Annotated in this window: 19 protein-coding genes; 2 read left to right on the top strand and 17 right to left on the bottom strand. The window is 38.2% G+C overall.

Annotation, left to right across the window (positions count from 1 at the left end):
- The first annotated feature begins 79 nt into the window (after positions 1-79).
- The gene (locus tag LG375_RS01315; protein WP_110981297.1) at positions 80-1,420 is read left to right on the top strand and encodes a D-alanyl-D-alanine carboxypeptidase family protein; all 1,341 of its coding nucleotides are present in this window, start codon (positions 80-82) and stop codon (positions 1,418-1,420) included.
- Between the two features lie 26 nt (positions 1,421-1,446).
- On the opposite strand, the gene LG375_RS01310 is transcribed toward LG375_RS01315, so the two are convergent.
- The 10 genes from LG375_RS01310 to LG375_RS01265 all read right to left on the bottom strand — a co-directional run bounded on the left by LG375_RS01310 (position 1,447) and on the right by LG375_RS01265 (position 10,452).
- Positions 1,447-2,298, bottom strand: coding sequence for a patatin family protein (locus tag LG375_RS01310; protein WP_201061512.1), 852 nt, complete (start codon positions 2,296-2,298; stop codon positions 1,447-1,449).
- The gene (locus LG375_RS01305) at positions 2,295-2,915 is read right to left on the bottom strand and encodes an SGNH/GDSL hydrolase family protein (protein ID WP_225745121.1); all 621 of its coding nucleotides are present in this window, start codon (positions 2,913-2,915) and stop codon (positions 2,295-2,297) included. Before LG375_RS01305 ends, LG375_RS01310 begins: the two co-directional genes overlap by 4 nt.
- A gap of 3 nt (positions 2,916-2,918) precedes the next feature.
- Positions 2,919-4,496: an ABC1 kinase family protein gene (locus LG375_RS01300; protein WP_156685374.1), complete on the bottom strand. Its 1,578-nt coding sequence runs from the start codon at positions 4,494-4,496 to the stop codon at positions 2,919-2,921.
- A 17-nt stretch (positions 4,497-4,513) separates the two neighbouring features.
- Positions 4,514-4,792, bottom strand: a complete 279-nt coding sequence (locus tag LG375_RS01295) for a phasin family protein (RefSeq protein ID WP_013990645.1) — start codon at positions 4,790-4,792, stop codon at positions 4,514-4,516.
- 246 nt (positions 4,793-5,038) lie between these two features.
- A complete protein-coding gene (locus tag LG375_RS01290) occupies positions 5,039-6,475 on the bottom strand; it encodes a glycoside hydrolase family 1 protein (protein WP_225745120.1) in 1,437 nt (478 codons plus the stop codon).
- Positions 6,476-6,600: 125 nt separating this feature from the next.
- Positions 6,601-7,737, bottom strand: a complete 1,137-nt coding sequence (locus tag LG375_RS01285) for an AI-2E family transporter (protein WP_037597769.1) — start codon at positions 7,735-7,737, stop codon at positions 6,601-6,603.
- 77 nt (positions 7,738-7,814) lie between these two features.
- Positions 7,815-8,411 (bottom strand): histidine phosphatase family protein, encoded by a 597-nt coding sequence (locus tag LG375_RS01280; protein WP_225745119.1) that lies wholly within the window; start codon positions 8,409-8,411, stop codon positions 7,815-7,817.
- On the bottom strand, positions 8,408-9,016 hold the full coding sequence (locus tag LG375_RS01275) for a histidine phosphatase family protein (protein ID WP_225745118.1): 609 nt from the start codon (positions 9,014-9,016) through the stop codon (positions 8,408-8,410). The genes LG375_RS01280 and LG375_RS01275 overlap by 4 nt, the downstream gene beginning before the upstream one ends.
- The gene (locus tag LG375_RS01270; protein WP_110981301.1) at positions 9,013-9,615 is read right to left on the bottom strand and encodes a histidine phosphatase family protein; all 603 of its coding nucleotides are present in this window, start codon (positions 9,613-9,615) and stop codon (positions 9,013-9,015) included. The genes LG375_RS01275 and LG375_RS01270 overlap by 4 nt, the downstream gene beginning before the upstream one ends.
- 18 nt (positions 9,616-9,633) lie before the next feature.
- Positions 9,634-10,452: a Cof-type HAD-IIB family hydrolase gene (locus LG375_RS01265; protein ID WP_225745117.1), complete on the bottom strand. Its 819-nt coding sequence runs from the start codon at positions 10,450-10,452 to the stop codon at positions 9,634-9,636.
- 187 nt (positions 10,453-10,639) lie between these two features.
- On the opposite strand from LG375_RS01265, the gene LG375_RS01260 reads away from it, so the two are divergent.
- The gene (locus LG375_RS01260; protein WP_225745116.1) at positions 10,640-11,656 is read left to right on the top strand and encodes a phosphodiester glycosidase family protein; all 1,017 of its coding nucleotides are present in this window, start codon (positions 10,640-10,642) and stop codon (positions 11,654-11,656) included.
- Between the two features lie 96 nt (positions 11,657-11,752).
- Here LG375_RS01260 and tnpA read toward each other — a convergent pair whose 3' ends face one another.
- The 7 genes from tnpA to LG375_RS01225 all read right to left on the bottom strand — a co-directional run bounded on the left by tnpA (position 11,753) and on the right by LG375_RS01225 (position 19,202).
- Complete coding sequence (gene tnpA / locus LG375_RS01255) at positions 11,753-12,226, bottom strand: IS200/IS605 family transposase (protein WP_013990678.1); 474 nt, start codon at positions 12,224-12,226, stop codon at positions 11,753-11,755.
- Between the two features lie 177 nt (positions 12,227-12,403).
- On the bottom strand, positions 12,404-13,456 hold the full coding sequence (locus tag LG375_RS01250) for a galactofuranosyltransferase (RefSeq protein WP_225745115.1): 1,053 nt from the start codon (positions 13,454-13,456) through the stop codon (positions 12,404-12,406).
- 10 nt (positions 13,457-13,466) lie between these two features.
- Positions 13,467-14,459 (bottom strand): stealth family protein, encoded by a 993-nt coding sequence (locus tag LG375_RS01245; RefSeq protein WP_060972914.1) that lies wholly within the window; start codon positions 14,457-14,459, stop codon positions 13,467-13,469.
- Positions 14,456-15,556 carry a UDP-galactopyranose mutase gene (gene glf / locus LG375_RS01240; protein WP_060972915.1) on the bottom strand — a complete coding sequence of 367 codons (1,101 nt, stop codon included), beginning with the start codon at positions 15,554-15,556 and terminating at the stop codon, positions 14,456-14,458. Before glf ends, LG375_RS01245 begins: the two co-directional genes overlap by 4 nt.
- A gap of 13 nt (positions 15,557-15,569) precedes the next feature.
- Positions 15,570-16,568, bottom strand: coding sequence for an acyltransferase (locus LG375_RS01235; RefSeq protein ID WP_060972916.1), 999 nt, complete (start codon positions 16,566-16,568; stop codon positions 15,570-15,572).
- Between the two features lie 2 nt (positions 16,569-16,570).
- The gene (locus LG375_RS01230; RefSeq protein ID WP_156685378.1) at positions 16,571-17,986 is read right to left on the bottom strand and encodes a flippase; all 1,416 of its coding nucleotides are present in this window, start codon (positions 17,984-17,986) and stop codon (positions 16,571-16,573) included.
- A gap of 49 nt (positions 17,987-18,035) precedes the next feature.
- Positions 18,036-19,202, bottom strand: a complete 1,167-nt coding sequence (locus LG375_RS01225; RefSeq protein ID WP_156685379.1) for a polymerase — start codon at positions 19,200-19,202, stop codon at positions 18,036-18,038.
- Between the last annotated feature and the right edge of the window lie 28 nt (positions 19,203-19,230).

Here is a 19,230-nt window from a genome sequence, read left to right as displayed (position 1 = left end):
TTAGGAGACATATAACAAAAATAGATTAAAGGATGCCTTTTAAAAGAGCGTCTAAACGTTGTTACTAAGGAGATTATTTGTGAAAAAGAAATTATTTGGACTCTTCCTGGTAGCTAGTATGGCTTTAGCTCCCAGTCTGACGTCTGCTGACCAACTCGTAGATATTGCACAAAAAGCGGGCTACAAGGAAGCCACCGAGACATACAGACCTAAGTCATCACTTTTGATTGATGCCAATACTGGTGATATCCTTTGGCAAGATAATATCGATGAAGTCCGCGACCCTGCTTCCATGAGTAAGGCCATGTCCCTCTACTTGGTTTTTGATGCACTATCAAAAGGGGAAATCAAAGAAGACACCGTGATTACAGCCAAGCCTACTGATGAGGCTATTGCTAATATCTACGAAATTTCAAATAACAAGATTGTTTCTGGAGTTAAGTACACGGTTTCGGAACTGATCACTATGACAGCTGTGCCATCTTCGAATGTTGCTACAGTCATGCTTGCCAACTATCTCAGTGACAACGATCCTGACAAATGGATTGATCGCATGAACGAAAAGTCTAAAGAGCTCGGGATGACCAATACCAAATGGTACAATGCCTCTGGAGCTGGTGCAGCATCCTACAAAGGGTACTACACACCTAAACGTTATGACAATAACCATTCTAACCAGACGACAGCCCGTGATTTGTCTATCATGGCCTATAACCTTATCAAACATCATCCTGAAATCCTTAAATACACTAGCCAACAGAAAGTAACTGTCAAAAAAGGAACACCATACGAGGAAACCTTTGAAAATTACAACTATTCCTTGCCTGGTGCTGATTACGGCCTCAAAGGTGTTGATGGCTTAAAAACAGGCTCAAGTCCACGAGGAGATTACAACTACATCTCTACATGTAAACGTGGCAATCAACGTGTCATTTCGGTCATCCTCGGTGTTGGAAATTGGGAAGATGAAAGTAGTGAAAAAATTCGCCATGCTTTCGGTAACTCCCTCATTGAGAAGATGTTTAAAGACTATTCCTACAAGAAGGTCCTAAGCAAGGGGAAACAAAAGATTGGTGGTAAAAAATACGATGTCCAAAAGGATGTTTATGCTACAGTCAAAAAAGGACAAGAACCTAAAATCAGTGTCAAAGATGATTATGTCCTTGTAGATAATGGCTTAAAAACAGTCTCACCTAAGATTAAAACAAGTACTGTCAAGGCAACTGAAACTGGCTTCTTCCTCTTTTCAGGTGGTCAGAAGGACAAACAAACAAGTAATAAGCATAACTTTATGAAACACTTTGCCCTGTTCTGCTTCCTCCTATTACCACTTTACGTAATCTACTTGATTTTTATCAATGAGAAAAAGCGTCGTCAAAAAGTCAAAGAACGCCGTCAAGCTCGACAAATGAATAACTAAAAGAACGTGCTCAACCGAGCACGTTTTTAGTTGTCTCCAAGAAATGTTTTGAGATTAGACATATCATTACGCATTTGATCCAATCCTTCTTGATAAATGGCTTCAAACTTTTCAGGATCCTTCTCCAAACGACTAACTTCAAGTGCGTGTTCTGGACGGATAGCATAAAGATTTCCAGTTTTTTCCAAAGCCTCTATCTTTTCAATACTCTTATTGTAGTGGATGTGGCGATTCGAAGCCACTTGGACAAATTCAGGATACTTGCGGTAAAAGAGCTTGTAGATTCGCTTACTCGTTTTAGATGGCTGTTTACGGTAGCCTTTAGGACGTGTCAAAACTACAATGAGTTTGTCAAAACCCAAATTTTCCATAAAATCAATAGGGAGACTATCAGACAGACCACCATCCATGTAGCGTTTACTCTTGTACTCGACAATTTCAGAAACCAGAGGTAGGGCGGAACTTGCACGAAGGGCTTCCATTTGCTCAAAGACATGGTCAATCTTGATATAGTCTGGTTTTCCGGTCTCAATATCTGTAGTGACCACATAGAAGGGAACACCTGAATCAGCAAAGGCCTCCTGATCAAAAACGTCCAACTCCATGGGAACCTTATAATAGGAGAATTCCTTATTAACGAAGTTACCTGTTGTCAGCCATGACCAGAAACTCATATAACGACGGTCTCCCATAAAACGCTTGTTGTAGCGAAGGGCTCTTTGGGGCTGGTTAGAAAGGTAATTAACACCAAAAAGTGCTCCAGCCGATACCGAAACAACGCCATCCACCTTAATACCAGCTTCTAAAAAGGCATCTAATACACCAGCCGTATATAAGCCACGCATCCCCCCGCCTTCGAGGACTAAGCCAACTTTCATTCTAAAATCTCCTTTATGATTGGTTCCGCAAGGACTTGATAACCTTGTGGACTCAAGTGCAAACCATCCGTTGTATAGTTGTCATTTAACTGTCCCATGTCATCAGTAAGGTAATCAAAAAGATCGACATAGGTCACACCGGGGAGGACAGCTAATTGTTGATTTAGCTCACGTACAGTCGTATTATTTCGAATCTTAACCTTAGAAGCATACTGTGATTCTTCACTAACTGGAAAGACACTCAGCAAATAGACCTCAGTAAAGAGGGATTCCTGACGAACTGTCATGATAATATCGGAAATACGAGTGACAATATCTCGAATAGGGTAACCTCTTCCGATGTCGTTAATGCCAATCAAGAGCACCAATTTACTTGGTTCCAAATCTAAGACCTGCTCTTTAAGGTGTTCTAAAAGCCAAACCGAGTCTGTTCCTGCAATCCCACGGTTAACAAGGGGAAACTCTCGACCCAAATATTTTTTCAATGCAAAAAACTCCGTGATGGAGTCCCCTGCAAAAACGATTTGGCCTTTGTCTAACTTTTGATTTTCATTCACAAATTTGGCTAAACGCTCTTCTTGATAAGCCACAAGGTCAGGCCTAGTTGTTTCAATCATACTTTATCCTTTTTTCTTAAATATTATACGCACTACTGTGATTAAAGCTAGAAAAGTTCCAAGTCCAAGAAATAGCCAGGCAAGATTTTCAAAACCTGATTTATTAGCCAAAAGGGCACCGGAAAGTAGAAATCCCAATGACAATAAGGCTAAAACCAGATTATTTAATACTTTCTCAAAAACTTTAATTCGACCCGAAAAGTTAATAAAATCATGGTTCACCACAATTCGTCCGTTTAAAATTTGCTCCAAGAGCTGATGCAGACGACGTGGAATGTTCTTCCCATTGCGAATCAGATAAAAGAGTTCAATCAAGATACTCTCTTTATTCAGGGCCTGCTTAAGCATATCAGGTCCCATATTTTCTAGGAAGTAATCCTTGGCCAGGGTCATAAGATCCATATTTGGCGCTAACTCTCGGAAAATCCCCTCAATTTGAAGCGAAGCCTTCTCCAAAATGGTAATTTGAGAAGAGGCTTTAAGATGATTTTTCTGGAAAATAGCCATCAAATCCTGCAGCAAATCTGTTATAGAGAGACTTCCCAAGTCAATACCAGAATAACGACCTAACATTTGCTCTACATCTTGACTTAGAACTGCACGATTAAGACCATTATCAAATTGTGTAACGGACAAGATGGCCTTGGTCATACCATCAACATCTTGTGCGGTAAAACTGTACAGGATGTCATTTAAGGACGCACGCATCCCTACTTCCAACTCCCCCATAATTCCAAAATCAATGAAATAAATCTTGCCATCACGTACCAACAGATTTCCAGGATGGGGGTCACCATGAAAATAGCCATCTTTGAAGACTTGCTTGATAAATGACAGCATAAGCTTCTTGCCCACATCTTCTAAGTCATAGCCAGCCTCAATCAGTTGGCTGTAGTGATTAAGCGGAATCCCATTGATGTACTCTTCGACTATGAGATGAGGTGTCGTGAATTCATCATAAACCTCTGGAACGCCCAGACAAGCCACTTGCTTATTGTAAGTCCTAAAACGTTTCATGGCCTCTGCTTCATTCCTAAAATCAAGCTCCTTAATTAAGGTTTCACGCAGATTTTCCAAAACCTCCTGAACATCGACCATGGGGATAAAATGCTTTGGTATATGCCGTGCAAGCTTAATGAGAAGCTGAATATCTTCCTTAACGACCTCATCAATACCGGGTCTCTGGATTTTTACAATCACTTCCTGACCAAACAATAATCTAGCTCTATGGGTCTGAGCGACAGAACCAGAAGCTAAGGGCTCTTCCGAAAAATCAAGGAAACTGTCAGAAAGCTCATTAGGTAATTCTTGCCTAATGGCAGTCATGACTTCCTCTTTATTCAAGGGAGGAACTGAGCTCTGGAGCTTTGATAATTCTTTGATATAGTTTTCTGGCAAAAGGTCAGAGCGCGTGGATAGGATTTGACCAATTTTAACAAAACTAGGTCCTAATTGCTCAAAGGCTTGGCGTAGCTTGACAGGTGTTGTCTGTTGGTCTTGAGGAAGATGCTTTTCACGATAAGAAAGGAGACCAACTGACGAGAAAACCTTCAACACATGTCTCAATCGTTTACTAGCCATTTTAGACTCCTTACATTTTATTTATTTTGACTGAGCAAAGCGTCAAGTTTTTCTTCAAGACGTTTCACATCATCCTTAGTCGCATACTCAACTGAAGATTTCTTAGCATCAAGTTTCGCTAAAAATTCTTGAGCTTCTTCCTTACTTTGACGTTTGAGCTCTTGTTCCAGTTCCTTACCTTCTTCAACAGTCAAACGCCCCTTTTCAACCAACTCTTTGACAAAGCTATCGGCCTTATCAACTGTCATAGCAGTCAACCCGATTCCAGCTAAGAGAACTTTTTTCAAATCATTCATGATCGTTACCTCCATCTAAGTAGGAAAAGCAAAGAGATAGACTCGCTACTTCTTCGGAAAATATAAGAACGCTTTCACACTTTTATTCTACCACTTTTTCAGAAAATATGTGGAATAACATAAACAAAGTTATTATGTATGAAAATACTCTCTTTTTACTCATGTCAACAGAAATCCAGATATATCAAAGTTGTACTTAAATACTAAAAAAGAATCTCGAATATTTTTGAGATTCTTAGTCATATTCTATTTGTAAAGGGCTTCACCATTACTTTCGATAACAGACTTATACCAAACAAATGATTTTTTCTTATAACGAGCCAAGCTACCACTACCATCATCATTGCGATCAACGTAGATGAAGCCATAACGTTTACTGAGTTCAGCCGTTGAAGCTGATACCAAATCAATTGGCCCCCATGTCGTATAGCCCCAAAGTTCTACACCATCTTGAAGGGCTTCGCCAACTTGAATCAAGTGTTTTTGAAGGTAATCAATACGATAATCATCTTCAACTGTTGGACCATCTGGGCCATCAACAAGAACATCCTTGGCACCTAAACCATTTTCGACGATAAACAATGGCAACTGATATCGATCATAGAAGTCATTCAAAACTAGTCGAAGACCGATTGGATCAATAGCCCAACCCCATTCAGATTTTTCAAGGTAGGGATTTTCGACACCACCTAAGATGTTGCCTTTTCCAACCTTATAGTCTTGCGGATTGTGTGCTGTTGCCACAGACATATAATATGAGAATGAAATAAAATCAACGGTATTCTTCAAGATTTCTTCATCTCCTGGAGCAAATTGTATTTCAATACCATTCTCTTTGAAATAGCGTTTAATATAGTTTGGATATTTCCCACGCGCATGGATATCTGAGAAAAGATAGTTTTGATTATCAAACTCGTGAACAGCCAACTGATCTAAAGGATTAGCTGTCATTCCATAAGCTGGCATGGCAAGAACCATACAACCAATCTTAAAGTCAGGGTTGATTTCATGACCAATCTTGGTTGCTGAAGCCGAAGCGACTAACTCATGGTGAACTGCTTGGTAAAGATCCTGTTTAGAGAGCTCTTCCATCGGAGTTGCAATCCCACCTGACATGAACGGTGCGTTTATAACAGAGTTCACTTCATTAAAGGTCAACCAATATTTGACCTTATCCTTATAACGTGTGAAGACTGTACGAACATAATTCTCATAAAAACCAATTAATTTACGATTAGTCCATCCATTGTACTCACGCGCCAAATTGAGTGGTGTTTCATAGTGGGACAAGGTTACAAGTGGTTCGATGCCATACTTAGCCAATTCATCAAAGACTTTATCATAGAAGGCTAGGCCAGCTTCATTTGGCTCAGCATCATCACCATTTGGGAAAATACGAGTCCATGCAATTGACATACGAAAGACCTTAAAGCCCATCTCTGCAAAAAGTGCTATGTCTTCTTTATAACGATGATAGAAATCTATACCTTCTAGTTTTAGATTATCTGGTGTGGGTTGGTCAGTAATCAAAGGATTCAAGGCCCCAGGTTCAAAGGGAACACCGCCTTTTGGCGTTACATCCTGTACGGACAAGCCTTTGCCATCTAGGTTGTAAGCACCCTCAAACTGGTTGGCAGCTGTTGCACCACCCCAGAGAAAATCTTTTGGAAATGTATATGTCATCTTTTATCTCCTTGCATTGTTCAATTTACTCATAGTATAACACTTAGAAAACGATTACACTTATACTATATTATTGAAATCTGATACTATAACACGAAAAAAAAACAGACCGAAGTCTGTTTGAATTAGTCATTACTTTCAAGAGCATTTGCTGCTTTGGCTTCTTCTCGCCTAACAACATTATCTTTAACAATCTGATATAAGGTTGCGGCTACTGGCACAGAAACCAACATGCCCAAGATACCACCCAAGGCAGAACCTATGGTGATTGCGAAGATAACCCAAATACCAGGAAGTCCGGTAGATCCACCGACCACATAAGGATAGATGAGATTCCCTTCAAACTGCTGCAAAATAACCACGTAGGCAACAAACAAAAGCGCCAAGGTCACAGAGTGCGTCATAATCAAGATGGTACCAATCGTCACACCAATATAAGCCCCCACAACTGGAATCATTGCTGAAAAACCAATCAGGATAGAGATAGTCGCTGCGTAAGGGAAATTAAAGATAATCATCCCAATATAACACAAGGTCCCCAAAATACAAGCCTCAAGCGACTGATAGACGAAGAAATTACGGAATCGATTATTGAGAATAGCAACTACATAGTGGAAAGTCTTACCATAACGTCCTAAATAGACGTCTACCAAACGATTGACCTGATTCCCAAGTTTCTCTTTTCCAGCTAAGACATAACAAGAAAAGACAATACTGATAAAAAGATTAATCAAGGTTGATGGCAGACTCGTTAAAGAAGTCAAGAAACTGGTCAAACCATTCATGATTTGTTGAAGCAACTGAGCACTGTAGCTATTGATTAGCTCTCTAACCTGTGTCACACCACCAAAATCTTGAATAATTTTTTGCAAGGATTTGTTTTTAAGCAACCAATTAATCAAGTTATTAATAGCTGAGCGGTCTTGACTAATTAAGGTGTTGATACTGTCAATCAAATCAGGAAGGACAGTGAATACTACCCAAGTAAAGACCAAGCCAATGGTTCCCAATGCCGAGAGCAGAGCAATAGGTCGCTTGATTTTAGCGATAAAACCAAATGGAATAAACTTGACCAGCAGCTTCTCATAAAAAGACATCAGGATATTTACCACAAAGGCAATCCCTGCTCCAACCAGGAAGGGCTGACTGGCAACGTAAATGGTGTTACAAATTGAAACAACTGTTTCCCAGTAAGTATAGATCAAGAAACAGCTGAAAAAAAGGACAGCCAACCAAATGAACTGATTTTTTGAAAATTTCATAGACACTCCATAATTTAAAATACCCTTCCATTATACACTAAGAAAGGGGTTCTTACTATCTTTGATCATGAAAGCCACTAAAATTCCACCAACTCTTGATCCGTTAAAGGATCAATCAGTTTGACAAAGTGAAAGTTCGATCCATCGTAATCAAAGTCTAAGATGGCGCAATTGCCTGGACAAGACTGAAAGGCACGCTCCGGCTCCACAGCATGAAGAAAAGTCATCAAGGCTCCTGCGTGACTGACAGCCAAAATAGATTGGTTAGGATGTTTATCCACTATCTCTCTTGCACCGTTTACCACTCGTTCTACAAACTGATCTTGACTTTCCCCACCAAACTGAGCATAATAATCACCGAAATGCCCCTGAATTTGAATTTTAGGATGAAGATACTCCGGTTGCCCCTCAAAGATACCGAAGTGCATCTCTTTAAGTCCCTTAACACGTTTATAATCAGTACGCCCAGTAGCCAACTCAAGCGTATCAGAAGCTCTTTCAGTAGTCGTGCAATAATACTGATCAAAAGTCAAACCATGTTTTTCAAAATAGGCACGCACCTGACGAGCTTGGTCCTGACCTTTTTCAGTCAAAGGGGAATCACACCAACCTTGAATTCGATTGAGTGTGTTAAAAAGTGTTTGTCCATGTCGCATTAAATAGAATCGTGTCATTCTTCACCTCCATAGATATACTCTTCTTCTACTGGATTATAAACTGAGACCAGTCCAAATTGACCTTGGTCATAAGTAAAGTGTAAAATACAACAATTTTTAAGACCACGAATATCTGGAACAGGATCTAAAACACGTCTACAGAATTGCAAAATAGATGGACCATGACTAACCAGCAAGGACTTAGAACCATCGGCCACACTCTCCATGATGGCCCTAATCGTCAACTCCATACGATCACGGACCTGGCTCGTACTCTCACCACCAAATTGAGCAAAGTAATCACCAAAGCCTTGTCCATCAGGTAAGGTTTTAGGAGTAAGATACTCTGGCTGCCCTTCAAAAGCACCAAAATCCTGTCCTTTAAGACCTTTAAGTCTTTCATAGTCTGTTCGTCCAGTCACAATTTCTAGAGTATCGCTAGCTCTCTCAGAGGTTGACGTAAAGACATGATCAAAAATTGGCTCTTGCTTGGCTAGATACTGACCAGCCTTTTTAGCCTGTTCAATCCCGACTTCCGTCAAAGGGGCATCGCAGACCCCCTGAAGCCTATGCTGAACATTAAATCGTGTTTCCCCATGCCTCATTAAATAAAATTCTTTCATAATGTTACCTCTAAACCAGAAATCGGATCAATCACCTGAAGAAGCTCTAATTGTCCTTGGTTATAATCATAAACACAAATATTACAATTCCCAAAACGTACTCCTTCAGGAAAGGCTAAGTCCATGGTAATGATTAATCCCCATAAAGCCGCCCCATGACTGACAAATAGGAGATTCTCAGCACCATCTTTAGTGTGTTCTTCTGCTTTCTCTAATACAGTCTTTAAAACCCTCTGTCCAACCTTGCGAATATCTTCGCCACCGTATGGGACCAAGAGATCTTCAAAGGATCGTGAACCTGGTCGATGTTTGGGGAGGAGGTGCTCTGGTTGAGCTTCAAAAGACCCAAAGTTCATTTCTTTAATTCCCTTTAGCTGGGTTACAGTGTACTCAGGTGCCACAATCTTGGCCGTATCAGTCGCTCTCTCTTGCGTAGAGGAGTAGACAGCATCAAAAGAAATACCTTTCTTCGTAAAGTACTGCTTGGCTTGCTCTGCCTGCAAAATCCCATTTTCAGTCAAGGGCGAGTCACACCAGCCCTGAACTCGCTTTTGTGTATTAAATAGTGTCTCACCATGTCTCATCAAATATAACTTCATTACTCCACCATACTTTCTTTAAATCAATCCTAAATAATCTTCTAAGACAGTCAATACTCCTTGGTCTTTATGATGGGGAGCAATCTGATCAGCCACTTGTAAAATAGCTGGACTGGCATTTTCCATAGCATAAGAGCGACCAGCCATTTGCAAGAGCTCAAGATCATTGTCTCCATCACCGAAGGCCATGACATTGGACTCAGACAAGCCCCAGTGTTTAAGAAGTTGCTTGAGCCCCCAAGCCTTGTGCATGCCTTTTTGAATGAAGTCAATAGCACCAAAACCACTGGGAACAGCAACTAGATTGCCATCAAAATCACGATTAAAAGCCTGTGACACACGATTAGCCTCTTCAGGACTCAGCAACATGGTAATCTTGATGAAATCATCATCTAAATCCTCCAACCCATTCAAACGCTGAATGGCTGCTTCAAGGGCTTTTTGCTCTTCTTCTGTTATCATCTCAGCAAAATTGACCCTAGACCCTTTTAACATATAGGAGCCTTGAGCACCATTAAATATAGTTGGCCTATCCAACAAATCATAATTAAAATAGCTTAGCAAGTTTTCAACATCATTTGATGCCATAAACTCCTGACACAGAAGCTTGCCATAGCTAACCACCTGACCACCATTTTCGGCTACAAAATGCAGGCGGTCAAAAGTCTCCGCAAACATCGGTTTAAGGCGACTCATACTATTGCCTGATGCAACAACAAAGTGCATATCACGCGCAGCCATGGCATCCAAAATCTGACTAAAACGCTCCTTATCATAGCTCCCTTTATCGTCTAAAAATGTTCCATCCATATCTGATGCAATCACCTTAATGGTCATAAAGCACCTCCTTGACTAACTTATCCCTATTATAACCCTTTTGGAAAACGCTTACCAGTACCATACTAGGAAAAACTGATACTATTCTTGGATATTTAATGGTCTTAGGATTGTTTTGTAAGCCTAGATTGTTTATAATTATAGTATGAAATTGAAGAATATTTTAAGAATACTATTTTCTCTTCTAATGATAGGTGCCATAGTTGGTGGACTGCTCTACCTCACCATCTATTTCAACAATCGAGATATTAAGAAGCTTTCCATGCCATCAAATAAGGATGGATTGAACTTTACCATAAAGAATAAAGAGCTCTTAGATCAGTCTGTCTTACTTGAAAAAGGCAATATTAAAAATGTAGACATGCAGATTCTCTCCTTCAAGAAGGACGGAAAGTATGTCCTACAAAAAGGAAGAACCGAAGATAATAATCCTGAACTCACAGAGCAAAGTATTAAGTACGAAGCTAAGCGACGAGAAGCTCTTGCTCTTATTAACTCTGGTTTTTGGTCTTACGAAGGGCTAGATCGTCCTTTCGCTCAAAAGGAAATCGAATTGGGCAAAACAGGCCTTCTATATGGAGATGATCAAAATAATATCACTGCCGGAACCTATCCAAATATCGACACAGCTAAAATGTTTACCCACATGGGAAGCAACGGTTGGGATACAGGTGCCTTTGGTATTCTCATTAAGGATAAAAAAGTAGATAAAACCTGGGAAAAAGGTGATCCTGACCAACCAAATGCTCGTTCCATTTACGTAGAGACCCATGATGGTATTATCCGAATTATCCAAACCTATGGCCACAACTCCCTCAATAAGGGCTTGAATCACGAAGATGTCTATAAGCTTTTAAAAAATATAGGCTACTCGAATATTCGTCTTGCCTTCCTACTAGATGGTGGTGGAACGACTCGTATGTACACGCGATCTGATAATGGTAAGGAAAAGGTTGCTGGTGCCTTTGTCGACAATAGAACCTATATTGAGTACCTCTACCTCACCAAGCGTGATACTAATGCTGCTGATCCAAATATATGGCGTGATCCAGAGCTCGTAAAAGCAGGTAAATCCAAGTCAATCACTTATGACGACTATATTGAAGCAATCTATTCAAATGGAAAAGTTCCAGGAACCCAATACCAGTTTGAAGTCTCCAAGTCAAAACCACCCGTGAGAACGGGTGGCTTGCTCTTCGGCTGAAAGCCTCTGCTACCGGCCGAGGCCTAAAGGCCTACCGAATGGTTTCCCTTCAGCACCACCTTTGCTAGCTGACCCGTCTAGCGGGTCTCTTTAAGATTACTTTCTTTTATTCTTCTCACCTGTAAACGGATCATACTCCTCAAACAGACTAAGCTGATCTGCTACCACGTCTTCTTGTAATTGATTACGAATATATTCTTCAATTCGCTTCTGATTTCGCCCAACCGTATCAACATAAAAGCCTCGACACCAAAATTTGCGATTCCCATATTTATACTTTAAATTTGCGTGTCGATCAAATATCATTAAGCTACTTTTGCCCTTTAAATATCCCATAAATGAAGAAATACTTAGTTTCGGTGGTATACTCACTAACATGTGAATATGATCTGGGCAAGCTTCTGCTTCATGAATTTCAACACCTTTTCTTTCACATAATAATCGTAAGATTTGACCAATACTTGCTTTGTATTTCCCATAGATTATCTGACGTCTATATTTTGGGGCGAAAACAATATGATACTTACAATTCCATGTAGTATGTGCTAAACTATTATTATCCTGTCTCATCAGGGGTCCTCCTTTAGTATATTAGTTAGTGGTCGGGAAACCTTATCTAATATAACACTTTAGGGGGACTTTTTTTGATACATCGCTAAAAGCTTTTCGGAACCACTAGCACAGCTAGTGGTTTTCGTAAGACAACAATAATGCAAAAAATCCTCACTAAAATGAGGATTTTTTATCTTATTTCAAATTATTTAATGCAGTAAGTAGGTAGTGACCATCACGAATACCTTTACCAACACGCTTAGTATTTTCAAGCAAATCTTGGTAATCAGTATCTGAAAGATTGTCAATGGTAGCCTTCAAATCATGAAGCGACTCTACTGCAATCCCACAGCCATTTTCAAGTACAAAGTGAGACAAGGCTGACTGTTTCCAAACAACAAGTGGGAATCCTGATGCCAAGTAAAGTGACGCCTTATGAGAGTTGTTATAGCGAAGGTACTCACCAAAAACACCACTACATGTTTCAGCACTATCACCATCCCAGACAAGCCCAAAACCACCCTCGAGGGCTGCAGGAAGCTCATCAGGTAGAAATGAGCCAAAGTAAGCCTCATTCTCAAGAGCTCTGCTCTCGTCAAAGCCAACACCATAAAGATTATAAGCAGGTTCCGCAGGAAGTGAGTAAAGATAACCAGCTTTTTCTTGTGCCAGATTACCAGCTACAATAATTGGCTGATTCTTACTTAGACCAGTCTTCTCTTGGAAATTTGGAATCAAATAGTCGAAAATGCCAAGACTAACAATCTTATCTTCCGCAATCCCTTTATCCACCAAAACAGATTTCATAATTGAATTGTGGGCGATGATACCATCAGCTGCACCAAGAAGACCTGATTCTTGAATTTGAACCCGAATCTTATGTTTCAAAGGTACTGTATCCAAATTGGCATAACGTAAAACTTCCAAATCGTGGATAATAAAATGAACTTTTACGCCTTTTTTCTGTGCTTTCTTTACATGATGTGTTGTGAAAAAACTATGATGAAGCATTGGGAACTGGATAAGTAACTCATCACCTTGCTTTAGTTGATTCAAGGCCTGTCCAAAAGCCTTCGATTTATGAAGTTGTGCTTTAAGTGTACTCATCTCGTACCAATTATCAACTGAAAGAACCAAGGCTTGATAACCTTCTCTCTTTACAATTTCTTCAACATCATTACGTGCCTTATTACCGGCATTTTTAACATTGTTATCGTGTAAAAATTCTTCTTTTAAATAGTATTTCATCTCTTATTTCTCATTTTTCAAAAGCTGATTTTTCAGGATAGCGTTCTTGTAAGATTTCCTTAAAACGAATGATATTCTCCTCTTTAAAGTCAACTTCATCATTCACACAAAGCAATTTTTTATGTTTATCTTTAAAGATACTCTCTAACCTATCTATTTGATGTAAATTTATCGTTTCACCAAAATTCTTTGATATAGGATAAAACTGATTACTTTCAATATGCCAATACTGACAGATATATTGATTAACGTCTACTTCGTAGTTTCTAATTTTATTTCGTGACGTTCTATCTAAGGTTTCTCCCTCAATTTGCCATAAATTCGCCAAGGTGCTTTTTTTCATTGGTGTAGCTAAATGGTTGTTCACATAGCCAGTTGGCCCCCATGGCAAAAGTAGCAAGTTTTTCAAAACTAAATGCCCATAGCGGTAGTTAAAAAATTTCCAAGGTGAGGACTTTAGGGCCTTCTTATTAGGAAAATGACGATAAATTAACTCAACATTTTTGTAATATGTATTTGTATAAGCTGACCAAGGAACCAAAGCATCATATACAGCAAAAAGCTTAGGTTGACCATTTTTATAAAAATCCGAAGGTTGACTATCCCTAATCAAGTACACATCATCATTGAAATACAAATAATTTTCCGACAATCCTTTAATACGATGAAGATTAAGCTCAATAGCAGCAGAATTATAGGTAGGTAGATACTCTTCAGGCATAAATTCCTTATGAGTAATCCATCTGAGTTTTGGATGCTCCAAGTTCAACCAGTCAGGTTTTTGTCCGTTGGTAACTAAGTAAACATTATTTACCCAAGGGGCATGCTTTTCAATCATTCGGAACCAGTAATTAAAAATTCCAAATTCACGGTATCTTAAATCTCCATCAACTAATTCATTAGAAACTGAGATTTGGCCTGTTACTTCTTGTTTCTCACGGATAAACTCCGGGTCACTGCCATCTACCCAGAGGACAACGATATCAATTTTTTCTTCTGTCATTTACTAAATTCTTTCTCTACGACTTCCAAGGCACGCTCAATGACCACGTGCATGTCGTAGTATTTATAGTCTGCCAAACGTCCACAGAAGATAACCTTGTCATTTTTCTCAGCTTCTTCTTGGTACTTAGCAAACATGGCATTGTTCTTTTCATCATTGATTGGGTAGTATGGTTCATCTCCACGTTTCCAATCAGCTGGGTATTCACGTGTGATAACTGTCTTAGGTTGTGTACCATACTCGAAATGCTTATGCTCAATAATACGAGTATAAGGAATCTCACGCTCTGTGTAGTTGACCACGGCATTTCCTTGATGATTTTCTTCATCCAAGACTTCGTGTTCAAAACGAAGACTGCGATACTCCAACTCACCATGTTTGTAGTCAAAGTACTGGTCAATCATTCCTGTAAAGACAACTTTTTCAGCTGAGGCTTCAAGCTCTTCACGATTGGCAAAGAAGTCAACTCCAAGCTCTACTTCTACATCTCCAAGCATATTTTCAATGATGACATTGTAACCACCGATCGGAATTCCTTGGTAACGGTCATTAAAGTAGTTGTTATCAAAAGTCAGACGAACAGGGAGACGTTTGATGATAAATGGTGGAAGGTCTGTGGCAGAACGTCCCCATTGTTTTTCAGTGTATCCCTTAATCAACTTTTCGTAGATATCTGGACCAATCAACTTGATAGCTTGTTCTTCCAAGTTTTTAGGCTCAACATCTTTCATATCAGCCGTTTGCTCAGCTATCTTGTCCTTAACTTCTTGCGGAGTCTTAGTGCCCCACATAGCATAAAATGTATTCATGTTAAATGGAAGGTTGTAAAGACTACCCTTGTAGTTAGCAATTGGTGAGTTGATATAGTTATTAAACTCAGCAAATTGGTTGACATAATCCCAAACTTTTTTATTTGAGGTATGGAAAATGTGAGCACCATACTTGTGAACGTTGATACCTTCAACATCTTCACAGTAAATATTGCCACCGATGTGATCACGCTTGTCAATCACTTTTACTTTTTTGCCACGTTTTGTAGCTTCATGTGCGAAGATTGCTCCAGACAAACCAGCACCAACGATAAGATAATCGTACATTATAAACTCCTTTTTATAATTTAACTATTCGATTGATATAAGGGATTTTCATTAATATCATACTTATTAGAAAACTAATCACTAATGTGAAAACAGGGAAAAATAAGTGTGCACCTTCTATGTTAAACCCTATCAACTTTTGCCATATTTGCATAACATAGGTATGTATAATAAATACCCCCATCGTTTGGACTGATAACAAGTAGATCATTCTATGTTTAGAAGCATCAATGGTTAGCGTCAATAAGGTAAGAAATAGTCCTAAACTAATTACTTTTACCAAAAGATTGTCATAAAAATATTCAGCAAAAAGATTATGATAAGTAGTTTTTGCTATGAAAAATAATATTATCGGTGAAATCAATAACAAAAGTATGCTAACTATTTTCATCCATACCTTAAAGATTGATTTTAAATTATCTATATTGAATTGTGCTACAAAACCACCTAAAATGTAGTAAAAGAACCAAGTCCATAATCTAAACGTCTGTATAACATAAATTTGCACTGGCATTTGAAACAAAAAATTTATCAATTCAAAAATCAAACCAATAATTGTTAATACAGATAGAAAGTATAAATAACTTCTTTTTGAATGTAAATACTTCTTCAATATCGGCAAGCATAAATAAATAAGTATTAGTGAGCCAAAAAACCAAAATTGGAAGAAATAACCCTTTTGTATCAAAGAAGCCAAAATTTTTTTAATTGGATTAATTGTGAAGTCTCTTTTAAGAAACCAAATGATAACGGTCCATGAAGACACTGTTATTAGAACCCATTTTATTTTATGTAGTATATAGGGATATGTTATCTTGCTCTTACCCAATAATAAATAACCATTTACCATAAAAAACAAGGGAATTGAATAAGTACCTAGATAATATAAATAAGATGAGTAATTCCATCGCCCTGTTTCCTTAAACCCTGGCATCGTAGTATGAAGCAAAACAACTCCTATACAAGCAATTACTTTTATCAAGTCTAAGTTTATATTCCGTGTTTTCTTCATTTCTAATTTTTTCCTATTATTTGTTTTAATTCTTTAACATCTACCACTTTCAAAACTAGAATAGCAAGAAGGTAAATGAGGCCACCAAGCACTGCATACACAAGAACATTTAAAGTAGGTGGAAAATGCAAGAATGGTTTTGCACTTAGCAACAAGCCATACATCATAGCAGATGCGCATACAATTTTTGCCATAGACTCAAGAATCGGTACTTCTTTGAGGTAAGGAAGGCTGAAGTACAATTGAATGAACCATACCAAAGCCTCTGTTAAAACTGATACAATTGAGGCACCAACAAAGCCAAATGGAGGAATTAACAAGAGATTAAGTCCAACACTGACAACAGCCGGAATAGTCGTAGAGAGCATAAACTCACGATGTTTATTGTGTGGAATCAAAATCTGGATTCCCATAATATTTGTCCAACCAATAAAGAACATCCTAAAGACCATGATGGCAATGGCAATATTAGCTGCTTGGAAGTCCTTTCCTAGGAAAAAACTAACAAAGTCTTTATTGACAACCAAGAGACCAGCAATAATTGGGAAAATGACGAGATTATAAATCAAGAAAGAGAATTCATGCATCTTGTTAACAGCCTTATAGTCTCCACTAGACAAAAGACCAGATACCCTTGGAAGCATTACACTTCCCAATGAAGTCACCAACGTCAACAAAATATTAATTATTTTCAAAGCCTGATCATAAATCCCTACATCATTTGTCGATGACAAGGCACCCAACATCGTACGATCCAAAGTCACGTATAGTGAAATGGCAACCTGAGGGAGAAACAGCAAAATAACAGGTTTAAGATGTTTCTTAGCATAGGATAAATCAAATTGTGGTTCTCCAATGTAAGGTCTTGCTGGTAACCACATACTCAATTGCCCAAGCAATTCGAAGAAGGTCAATAGGAAAACATAGAGATATAAATCACCAGGTGTTTTCACAAATAGGAAGATGGAAACAACTCCTAAAACCTTCACCGTTGTATTCCTTGCGGTAATACGACGAAAATCCTCCAAACCCTGGAATAACCAAGAAATGTCCATCCCTTTCGATATCAAGCTTAATCCTAAGATATAAGCCACCATATTTTGCATACCAGGAAAGAACAAACATAATGATGTATACAAGACAAGAGACAAAATAGTCGCAATCAATTGGAGGGTATAAATACCCCAGAAATTTTTGCGAATATCCTTCCGATGCCCTGAAATCTCTTTAGTACCATAATTGGCAACACCTAAAGTCGCCAAAAGAATAAAGTAGGTCACAATAGAGTTAAAGTAACCATAAGTACCTAAATCCTTTGAACTAAAAATCCTAGTAACATAAGGTGTCGTAATGATTGGTAAAACTATGACCAGTAATTGATAGGAAAGATTGTAGGCGTAATTTTTTAAAACTTTCATATGTATATGACTCTGTTTAGACTTTCTAAATGATATACCTCTGTTTCACTTACAAAAAATCTTTATCAGTCTTCATCACAAAGAGTCGACTAATCAATAAGATAAGAGGTGAATAACGAAGAACAAGCATTTGCGGATCAAACATGCCATGAATAATCATAACACCTAAGCAAGCAAGGACAATATCTTTTCGATTAGTCACAAAATAATTCATGACACGTGTTAAAGCAAATAACATAAATGCACTAACAGCCAATCCATCAATTACGAGTAACTGCACAAACGAGCTATCAATAAAGTTATAGTTGCTTGAAAAATTACCGAAGATGTCCATGGTTGTAAATGAAATTGGTCGACCTAATAAGGAAACTCCGAAGTTTCGGAATCCTTGAACACTCAGTCTTAGACGATTATGTGTAAATTGGTCAACAAGATGGAATAAATCACCAGTTGAATAGAAACAGAAATAAAGAGTAATGAGCAATGCAATAATAAAACCATATTTAGAAATATTTGCCGTAATAACATTACTGTCTATAAAATCAAATTTAAAGACCTTAAGACTAAATAACGCATAAGTCAAAATCAAGAGACTAAGATAAAGTGGACTTGAGGTTGAAGTCTGTTGATACATATAAAATGTAGCAAACAGTAGAGCTAACAACTCTAGATAAGAAACTTTCTTTCCTCTGAACATTAAGTAACTACATAGGGCAAAGAACATACGTTGAGAGGCAAAGGACACATAGTTGAATCCTAAACTATAACGATAACCACTATCTGCACTCATTAACATATTTGAGATAATGCCCATCTTACTAGCTAGAATTGTTACAAACAGCACTAAAAATGTGGCGAAGGAGAAAGTCCCTAATAACTTCTTGAACTCTATATCCCTAGCTGAAAAAACTAACAGCAAAACATTGATATCAGGAAGACCATCTCGATTTTTTGACACAATTAACATGGTCAAGGTAAATAATAGGAAAATTATTAATTCCTTCAAGTGGTATCTGAAATAATTAATGGTATTAGGAAGATTAATGAGTTCCTTTATCGTAATCATACCTATTGTAAAATAGAGCAAGATACGATAGAGTGACAAAAAACCATCCACCCTTACAAAATAAGTTGTAGTTACCAGAGATACAAATAATACCCAAATAAAAAGAGTAAATAAATAGATTTTCTCTGAGATAAAGCGACTGCTATTCACAAGTACTTTCCATACCTTTCAATTATTC

The sequence above is a fragment of the Streptococcus sp. Marseille-Q3604 genome (genome assembly GCF_916619785.1).
GTDB lineage: Bacteria > Bacillota > Bacilli > Lactobacillales > Streptococcaceae > Streptococcus.
This window is presented reverse-complemented; position numbering and strand designations above follow the sequence as displayed.

Excerpts from the sequence above, each read along its gene's own strand:
- LG375_RS01280 (WP_225745119.1), bottom strand. The coding sequence starts at position 8,411 with ATGACACGATTCTATTTAATGCGACATGGACAAACACTTTTTAACACA.
- LG375_RS01245 (WP_060972914.1), bottom strand. The coding sequence starts at position 14,459 with ATGACAGAAGAAAAAATTGATATCGTTGTCCTCTGGGTAGATGGCAGT.
- LG375_RS01250 (WP_225745115.1), bottom strand. The coding sequence starts at position 13,456 with ATGAAATACTATTTAAAAGAAGAATTTTTACACGATAACAATGTTAAA.
- LG375_RS01285 (WP_037597769.1), bottom strand. The coding sequence starts at position 7,737 with ATGAAATTTTCAAAAAATCAGTTCATTTGGTTGGCTGTCCTTTTTTTC.
- LG375_RS01295 (WP_013990645.1), bottom strand. The coding sequence starts at position 4,792 with ATGAATGATTTGAAAAAAGTTCTCTTAGCTGGAATCGGGTTGACTGCT.
- LG375_RS01310 (WP_201061512.1), bottom strand. The coding sequence starts at position 2,298 with ATGAAAGTTGGCTTAGTCCTCGAAGGCGGGGGGATGCGTGGCTTATAT.
- glf (WP_060972915.1), bottom strand. The coding sequence starts at position 15,556 with ATGTACGATTATCTTATCGTTGGTGCTGGTTTGTCTGGAGCAATCTTC.
- tnpA (WP_013990678.1), bottom strand. The coding sequence starts at position 12,226 with ATGAGACAGGATAATAATAGTTTAGCACATACTACATGGAATTGTAAG.
- LG375_RS01290 (WP_225745120.1), bottom strand. The coding sequence starts at position 6,475 with ATGACATATACATTTCCAAAAGATTTTCTCTGGGGTGGTGCAACAGCT.
- LG375_RS01305 (WP_225745121.1), bottom strand. The coding sequence starts at position 2,915 with ATGATTGAAACAACTAGGCCTGACCTTGTGGCTTATCAAGAAGAGCGT.
- LG375_RS01275 (WP_225745118.1), bottom strand. The coding sequence starts at position 9,016 with ATGAAAGAATTTTATTTAATGAGGCATGGGGAAACACGATTTAATGTT.
- LG375_RS01265 (WP_225745117.1), bottom strand. The coding sequence starts at position 10,452 with ATGACCATTAAGGTGATTGCATCAGATATGGATGGAACATTTTTAGAC.
- LG375_RS01270 (WP_110981301.1), bottom strand. The coding sequence starts at position 9,615 with ATGAAGTTATATTTGATGAGACATGGTGAGACACTATTTAATACACAA.
- LG375_RS01235 (WP_060972916.1), bottom strand. The coding sequence starts at position 16,568 with ATGAAGAAAACACGGAATATAAACTTAGACTTGATAAAAGTAATTGCT.
- LG375_RS01300 (WP_156685374.1), bottom strand. The coding sequence starts at position 4,496 with ATGGCTAGTAAACGATTGAGACATGTGTTGAAGGTTTTCTCGTCAGTT.
- LG375_RS01230 (WP_156685378.1), bottom strand. The coding sequence starts at position 17,986 with ATGAAAGTTTTAAAAAATTACGCCTACAATCTTTCCTATCAATTACTG.
- LG375_RS01260 (WP_225745116.1), top strand. The coding sequence starts at position 10,640 with ATGATAGGTGCCATAGTTGGTGGACTGCTCTACCTCACCATCTATTTC.